The organism is Variovorax sp. CAN15 (assembly GCF_030462475.1).
GTDB lineage: Bacteria > Pseudomonadota > Gammaproteobacteria > Burkholderiales > Burkholderiaceae_C > Variovorax.
In genome coordinates, this window is record NZ_JASMRZ010000133.1 from 1 (window position 1) to 7330 (window position 7330).

The following is a 7330-nucleotide window of genomic DNA, read 5'->3' on the forward strand; positions in this document are numbered from 1 at the left end:
ACCTGGTACCACCACCGTTACCCGGTGCGGACGATCTGAGGCAGGCGACGGCGCGATGCTTCAGATCATCAACGACTACTGGGTCTACTTCCTCATCGGGCAGTACCCCAACGGCCCGCTCGGCGGGCTGGTGCTCACGCTGCTGCTGGCCTCCTGCGGTCTGGTGCTGGCGCTGCCGCTGGGCATCCAGTACCTCGAACGCATTCCCGCCGGCTCGCGCACGCGCGACATGGCGGCACTGCAGCGCCGCCTCTGGGCGCAGCAGCAGGCGGCGCGCGCCCAGGCGCTGGCCCGCCAGGGCCAGGTGGACGCAGCGCGCGGCGTGCTCGCGCAGGCAGAGTCGGCGCTCAGCGCCGACATGCCGGCCGAGCTGTGGGGACAGCTCGCAGGCGCCTATGCCGAGATCGGCGATGCGCCCCGCGCCCTGGCCATGAGCCGCCAGCTGCTCGCGCGCTCGCCCACGCCGAGCACCGGCGACCGGCTGCTGTACGCGTCGGTGCTGCTCAAGACCAAGCAGGACATCGAGCTGTCGGCCGTGCTGCGCCAGCTGGCCGCCACCAACATGACGGCCAGCCAGCGCGCCGACTTCGACAACCTGCGCATAGCCTTCGCGCTGCGCCAGACCGATTCGCTGCGCGAAGCGGGCAACCTCGAAGCCGCCTACAACGCGATGGCGCCCGTGCTCGCCGAGCGCCCGGAAGATCCGCAGGCGCTGGCCGCGCTGGCTCGCCTGTACTCGGCGGCCCGCGACGAAGGCCAGGCGCTGGCGCTCTACCAGCGCGTGCTGCAGCGCAACCCGACCGATCTCGACACCCTGCTCGCCGCCGCCGCAAGCGCCAGCGCGCAGCGCGACCACAGCTCGGCCGAGAACTACGTGATGGCCGCGCTCAAGCAGGCCCCCGACCAGTCGCGCGTGCTCGCAGCGGCCGGCCGCGTCTATCGCAACGCGGGCGAGAGCCGCAAGGCCGAGCAATACCTGCGCGCGGCGGTCGAAGCCGAACGGCAGGTGGCCTCGGGCGGCTTCGCGCCCGGCGGCATGGCCGCATCGCCGCTGCCGCCGGCCAATCCCTTCGCGGGCATGACGGGCGGCGCGCCGAGCGCGGCGGTGCCGGCCGGCTATCCGCCCGCCAACGGCAATCCGTTCGCGCAGGCACGCATGCAGCCGGCGTCGTACCAGGCGTATCCGGCTCCGGCGGGATTCCCGGTCGCACAGGCCTATCCGGCCTACCCCGCTTATCCGGCCACGGCTGCGCAGAGTGCCTATCCGCCCGGTGCGCTGCCCTGGAACCCGGGCACTCCGGCTTCGAACGCCAAGGGCCATTCGAGGGCGGCCAAGTCGTCCACGCGCACGGCGCGCAATGCAGCGGCGAATCCGAACAACGTACCGCAGGCCTCGGCCTACATCGCGCCGCCGATGCAGCAGCCCCTGCCGCAGTACCCGGTGCCCGGCACGCAGCAGGTCGCGCCGGTCTACATTCCGCCGGCGCAGCAGCCGGGCGGCTATCCGTCACCGGGCTACCCACAGGCCAACGCTGCCTATGCACAGGCCAACACGCCGCGCGCGGAAACCGGATGGAACGCGCCGCCGCGCACCGCGCCCGCGACGAGTTCGGTGGCCGCCGAGTTGCAAGAGCTGGAGTCGCAGCGCGCCGTGAGCCTGACGGCGGGCACGGTGTACCGCAACCGCGCCGGCGAGGCGGGCCTGAGCCGGCTCTCCGACTTCCAGCTGCCGATACAGGCGCGCTTCCCGGCGGGCGAAGGCAAGATCGTCGTGGGCGTGACGCCCACGGTGCTCGATGCCGGCACGCCCGCCAGCGACTACGCCACCGGCAGCCGCTTCGGCGGCGGCCCCAGCGCCGCGCTGAACTCTCTGCGCACCGGCGCCACCGCCGGCCAGCAGAACGCAGCCGGCGTCGGCCTCAATGTGGGCTACGAGGGCAAGAACATCGATGCCGGCATCGGCACCACGCCTCTGGGCTTCCCCACCACCAACGTGGTCGGCAACGTGACCTTCAAGGGCAGCATCGGCGACTCGTGGAACTACAAGGCCGACATCTCCCGCCGCGCCGTGACCGACAGCGTGCTGTCGTTCGCGGGCGCCAAGGACGAGCGCACCAACGAACGCTGGGGCGGCGTGGTCGCCACCGGCGTGCGCGGCGACATCGGCTATGACGACGGCACCTACGGCGTGTACAGCTACCTCGCGGCGCACGGCATCACCGGCAGGAACGTGCAGAGCAACTCGCGCGTCGAGACCGGCGGCGGCGCCTACCTGCACCTGCTGAACAGCCCGAGCTCCAAGCTCACGCTGGGCATGAACATCGGGCTGATGGGCTACCAGAAGAACCTGAGCTACTACACCTACGGGCAAGGCGGCTACTTCAGCCCGCAGAGCTTCGTGAGCGTGGCCTTCCCGGTCGACTGGACCGGTCGCAGCGACCGGCTCTCGTGGCGGCTCAACGCCTCGCTGGGCGTGCAGTCGTTCACCCAGAAGACCTCGCCCTACTTCCCCACGGACCCGTCGCGCAATGCCGCTGCGTCCAACGCGGCCTACCAGGCGCTGGCGCTGGGGCTGAACAGCTCCAACTTCAACAACACCTACGCGAGCAGTTCCAAGACCGGCCTGGCCTACAACCTGGCCSCGGTGGTGGAGTACCAGCTGGCCCCGAAGATGTTCCTGGGCGGGGCGCTGGGCTTCAACAATGCACAGAACTACCGGCAGTTCACCGGCAGCGTCTACCTGCGCTATGTGTTCGGCGGCTCCAGCAGCATCGGCGTGCCCGGCTACGGTTCAGGCACCACGCTGAACCCGATGACCTCGCCCTACACGCCGCTGCTCTGATCCGGGAGGCCCAAAGTGGGCCACCCGTCGCGGCCCCACAGCGGCGCGCGCTCGTACTGGGCCACCCACTGGACGACGTCCCTGGCCTCCATCGGCTTCGCGATGCCGTAGCCCTGGCCCAGCGTGCAGCCCATGGCCAGCAGCGCCTCGCCCTGCTTCACCGTCTCGACGCCCTCGGCCACCGCCGTGAGACCGAGCGCGTGCAGCAGCGCGATGATGCCCTGCACGATGGCGCGGTCCTGGCTGTTGTCGAGCATGCCGCGCACGAAGGACTGGTCGATCTTCACCGTCGACACCGGCAGCTGGCGCAGGTAGGTCAGCGACGAATAGCCGGTGCCGAAGTCGTCGATGGTGACGCCGACGCCGAGCATCTTGCAGGCTTCGACGAACAAGGCGACGTTCGCGAACTGGCTGATCGCGGTGGTCTCGAGGATCTCGAGCTCCAGCATGCCCTCGCCCTGCTTCGGAAACTGCGCGAGGTGCCGCGCGAGGCGCTCGACGAAGTCCCAGCGCATCATGTGGCGCGGCGCCACGTTCACGCTCACCGAGATCTGCAGGCCTGCAAGCCGCCACTGGTGCGCCTGCCACAGCGCGGTGGCAATGGCCCAGTCGCCGACCTGCTCGACCAGCGCGTCGTCCTCGATGAGCGGCACGAACTGCGCGGGAGGCATCAGGCCGCGTTCTGGGTGCTGCCAGCGGATCAGCGCCTCGACGCCGACCACCACGCCGCGAAGCATGTCGACCTTGGGCTGGTAGACGAGGAAGAACTCGCCCTGCAGCAAGCCTTCCTGTATGCGCTGGCGCTCGCGCACCACCTGCTCGTCGGCACGCGCCTGCGGAGCGTCGAAGTAATGAACCTTGCCGTCGGCGGCGCGCTTGGCGAAGAAGGCGGCGTGCTGCGCCTGGCGCAGCGCCGTTTCGGGAGGCGGGCCATTGCTGTCGAGCAGCATGGCGCCGATGCTCGCTTCGATGCTGACCACCTGACCGCGCCAGTCCCAGGGTTCGGCGAGCACTGTCTGGATGCGTTCCAGCACCTGCGCGCACTGGGAGGTTCCGAGGCCGGCGAACAGGGCCGCGAACTCGTCGCCGCCCACGCGCGCCATCACGCTTTCGCGCGGCAGCTCGGCCTTGATGCGGCGGGCCACTTCCTCCAGGGCCGCATTGCCCGCGACCATGCCGAGGCGCGCGTTCAGATCGGCAAAGCGGTCGACGTCGATGAAGCAGACGGCAGCCAGCCGCTTGCCGGAGCGCGCCCAGTCGGCCATCAGCGGGCGCAGCACCTCATCCGGCGGGAGGCGGGCCGATCCGTCGTAGTACGACGGCAAAGAGACTGTGGGTTGCTGGTTCGACAAAAGACTGGAGCTCCGGAAGTCGCGGGCTATTGTTCTCCCAATTCATACCGATGCCCCCTTTGCGGCGAACATTTGTTACCGGCGCGTGTTTACGTAACAACACCTTCGTATACATCGTGGCGACGTGCCGCCCGGCGAGGATTCGCTAGCCGCAGTACGCACCCACCACCCGGCCAGTGGGCTCGACCTGCACGTTGAGCCGCATCATGTCCTGCGCCTGATCGGCGGGCTCGGTGGCCAGCACGGTGCGCGCCATCCGTGCGCCGGCGCGCTGGCGCATTTCCTCCAGCAGCTGCGGGGTGATGCGCAACCCCAGCCCGAAGCGAACGGATGGTGCCTGGCAGGTTTCGGGCGGCGTGACGAAGCTCGGGGGTTCGGGCACTTCAGAGGTCAAGGGGCGGTCAGCGGGAGGCGACTGGCAACCGGCCAGCGCGAGGCAAAGGCCCAGGGCCGCCAGGCCGGACAGGTGTCGACCGTTCGTGATGCGCATCTTTCTTGCTCCTTCTTTCTTCATTCTTCAAGCTGTGCGGAAGCTTATTCAACTCCGGGGACGGTCCTGTGGCACAGGTTAAGCCAGCGGGCGGCGAAGCATCAACTAAATCACGAGGGTGCGGCCCGGCGTCGCATCCGAGGGGTATGCTGAAAGCCACGCGCGCAGTTCATTGCAGTCAAGGCCCTTCGGGCGCATATCCATGACACAAACCCCTGCCACGGTTTTCCTGATCGACGTCGACAACACCCTGCTCGACAACGACCGCGTCATCGCAGATCTCCACGAGCGCCTCGACCAGGCCTTCGGCGCCGAAATAGCCAGCCGCTACTGGACGGGCTTCGAGCAGCTGCGCGACGAGCTTGGCTATGTCGACTACCTCGGCGCGCTGCAGCGCTTTCGCGCCGGCGCAAGCCGCGGCGGCATGAGCGATCCGCGACTGCTGCGGATGTCGGAGTTCCTGATCGACTACCCCTTCGCCGACAGGCTCTACCCCGGCGCGCTCGAAACGCTGAAGCACCTGCGCCGCCACGGCCCCACGGTGATCCTGTCGGACGGCGACGTGGTCTTCCAGCCGCGCAAGGTGCAGCGCTCGGGCCTGTGGGAGGCCACCGAAGGCCAAGTGCTGGTCTACGTGCACAAGGAGGAGATGCTCGACCTCGTCGAACAGCAACACCCCGCGCGGCACTACGTGATGATCGACGACAAGCTGCGCATCCTCTCGGCCATGAAAACCATCTGGGGACCGCGTCTTACAACCGTCTTCGTGCGGCAAGGGCACTATGCGCTCGACGCCGGGGCCAACGCGGCCTACGCACCCGCCGACATCACCGTCGAGCGCATCTCGGATCTCATCAACTTCGACTTCCCATCCACATGAGCCAAGCAAGCAACCCTCTCGCGGGCAAGCCCGCACCCATCGAACTGCTGGTCGACGTGCCGCGCCTCGTCTCGGCCTACTACACCGGCCGGCCCGACCCGGCGGTGCCTTCGCAGCGCGTGGCCTTCGGCACTTCGGGGCACCGGGGCTCTTCCTTCGACGATGCCTTCAACGAATGGCACGTGCTCGCGATCAGCCAGGCCATCTGCGACTACCGCAGGCAGAAAGGCATCGACGGGCCGCTGTTCCTGGGCATCGACACGCACGCGCTTTCGACGCCGGCCTTCGGCAGCGCGGTCGAGGTGCTGGCGGCCAACGGCGTGGAGCTGATGATCTCCAAGGACGACGAGTACACGCCGACCCCGGCCGTGTCGCACGCGATCCTGGTCTACAACCGCGGCCGCACCACGGGCCTGGCCGACGGCATCGTCATCACGCCCTCGCACAACCCGCCCGAGAGCGGCGGCTTCAAGTACAACCCGCCCAACGGCGGACCGGCCGGCACCGACATCACTTCCGCCGTCGAGGCCGCCGCCAACAGGATGCTGGCGAACGGCCTGGAAGGCGTGAAGCGCATGCCGCTCGCGCAGGCGCTGCGCGCATCCACCACGCACCGCCATGACTACCTCGACACCTACGTCGAAGACCTCTCGCAGGTGCTCGACATGGACGCGATACGCGACGTGAACCTCGACCTGGGCGTCGACCCTTTGGGCGGCGCCGGCGTGCGCTACTGGCCCGCGATCGCAGAGCGCTACAAGCTCAAGCGCCTGAACGTGCTCAGCCGCGAGGTCGACCCGACCTTCCGCTTCATGTCGCTCGACTGGGATGGCCGCATCCGCATGGACCCGTCCTCGCCCGACGCGATGCACAAGCTGATCGAGCTGAAGGACCGCTTCGGCATCGCCTTCGCCTGCGACACCGACCACGACCGCCATGGCGTCGTCGCCGGCAGCACCGGCCTGATGCAGCCCAACAGCTACCTCGCGGTGATGATCGACTACCTCTACACGCACAGACCGAACTGGCCCGCGCAGGCGGCCATCGGCAAGACGGTGGTGAGCAGCCAGATGATCGACCGCGTCGCCAACCGGCTCGGCCGCAGGCTGCACGAGGTGCCGGTGGGCTTCAAGTGGTTCGTCGACGGGCTGGTCGATGCCTCGCTGGCCTTCGGCGGCGAGGAAAGCGCGGGCGCGACCTTCCTGCGCAAGGACGGCTCGGTATGGACCACCGACAAGGACGGCATGGTGCCCGCACTGCTCTCCGCCGAGATCGCCGCACGTACCGGACGCGACCCGGGCGAGCGTTATGCCGAACTGACGCAGGCGCTGGGCAGGCCGGTGTCGAACCGGGTGGACGCGCCGGCCACGGTCGAGCAGAAGAAGCGGCTGTCCAGCCTGTCGCCGCAGCAGATCCGCTCGACCGAGCTCGCGGGCGACAGGATCGTCGAGGTGCTGAGCCATGCGCCGGGCAACGGCGCGGCCATCGGCGGCGTGAAGGTGGTGACCGCGAACGGCTGGTTCGCCGCGCGGCCCTCGGGCACCGAGAACATCTACAAGATCTACGGCGAGAGCTTCAAGGGCGAGGAGCACCTCGCGCGTATCCTCGAGGAGGCGCAGCAGGTGGTGGACGGCGCGCTCTCGGGGAGCTGAAGCCGCCCGGCAGCTCCTGGCGCGCAACAACCGCACCTCGCCCTACCTGTGGATGTTCGCGGCCCTGTCGGTGGTGCCGGCGGTGCTGTTCTGGAACAACACCATCGTGCTGAT

General features: G+C 68.8%; 5 protein-coding genes and 1 pseudogene. 4 read left to right on the forward strand and 2 right to left on the reverse strand.

The window, feature by feature from the left end:
• Positions 1 to 55 precede the first annotated feature (55 nt).
• On the forward strand, positions 56 to 2842 hold the full coding sequence (locus tag QMO14_RS32085; protein ID WP_301512117.1) for a cellulose synthase subunit BcsC-related outer membrane protein: 2787 nt from the start codon (positions 56 to 58) through the stop codon (positions 2840 to 2842).
• On the opposite strand, the gene QMO14_RS32090 is transcribed toward QMO14_RS32085, so the two are convergent.
• Positions 2824 to 4167: a bifunctional diguanylate cyclase/phosphodiesterase gene (locus QMO14_RS32090; RefSeq protein ID WP_301512118.1), complete on the reverse strand. Its 1344-nt coding sequence runs from the start codon at positions 4165 to 4167 to the stop codon at positions 2824 to 2826. The genes QMO14_RS32085 and QMO14_RS32090 overlap by 19 nt on opposite strands.
• 172 nt (positions 4168 to 4339) lie before the next feature.
• On the reverse strand, positions 4340 to 4684 hold the full coding sequence (locus QMO14_RS32095) for a hypothetical protein (protein WP_301512119.1): 345 nt from the start codon (positions 4682 to 4684) through the stop codon (positions 4340 to 4342).
• Between the two features lie 202 nt (positions 4685 to 4886).
• On the opposite strand from QMO14_RS32095, the gene QMO14_RS32100 reads away from it, so the two are divergent.
• The 3 genes and pseudogenes from QMO14_RS32100 to QMO14_RS32110 form a co-directional block, all read left to right on the forward strand.
• Positions 4887 to 5564 (forward strand): HAD family hydrolase, encoded by a 678-nt coding sequence (locus QMO14_RS32100; protein WP_301512120.1) that lies wholly within the window; start codon positions 4887 to 4889, stop codon positions 5562 to 5564.
• The gene (gene pgm, locus QMO14_RS32105; RefSeq protein ID WP_301512121.1) at positions 5561 to 7216 is read left to right on the forward strand and encodes a phosphoglucomutase (alpha-D-glucose-1,6-bisphosphate-dependent); all 1656 of its coding nucleotides are present in this window, start codon (positions 5561 to 5563) and stop codon (positions 7214 to 7216) included. Before QMO14_RS32100 ends, pgm begins: the two co-directional genes overlap by 4 nt.
• Positions 7212 to 7330: pseudogene (locus tag QMO14_RS32110) on the forward strand (glycosyl transferase); the annotation flags it as partial. The gene pgm and the pseudogene QMO14_RS32110, both read left to right, overlap by 5 nt.

Coding starts and splice junctions, on each gene's coding strand:
- QMO14_RS32095 (WP_301512119.1), bottom strand. CDS start 4,684: ATGCGCATCACGAACGGTCGACACCTGTCCGGCCTGGCGGCCCTGGGC.
- QMO14_RS32100 (WP_301512120.1), top strand. CDS start 4,887: ATGACACAAACCCCTGCCACGGTTTTCCTGATCGACGTCGACAACACC.
- pgm (WP_301512121.1), top strand. CDS start 5,561: ATGAGCCAAGCAAGCAACCCTCTCGCGGGCAAGCCCGCACCCATCGAA.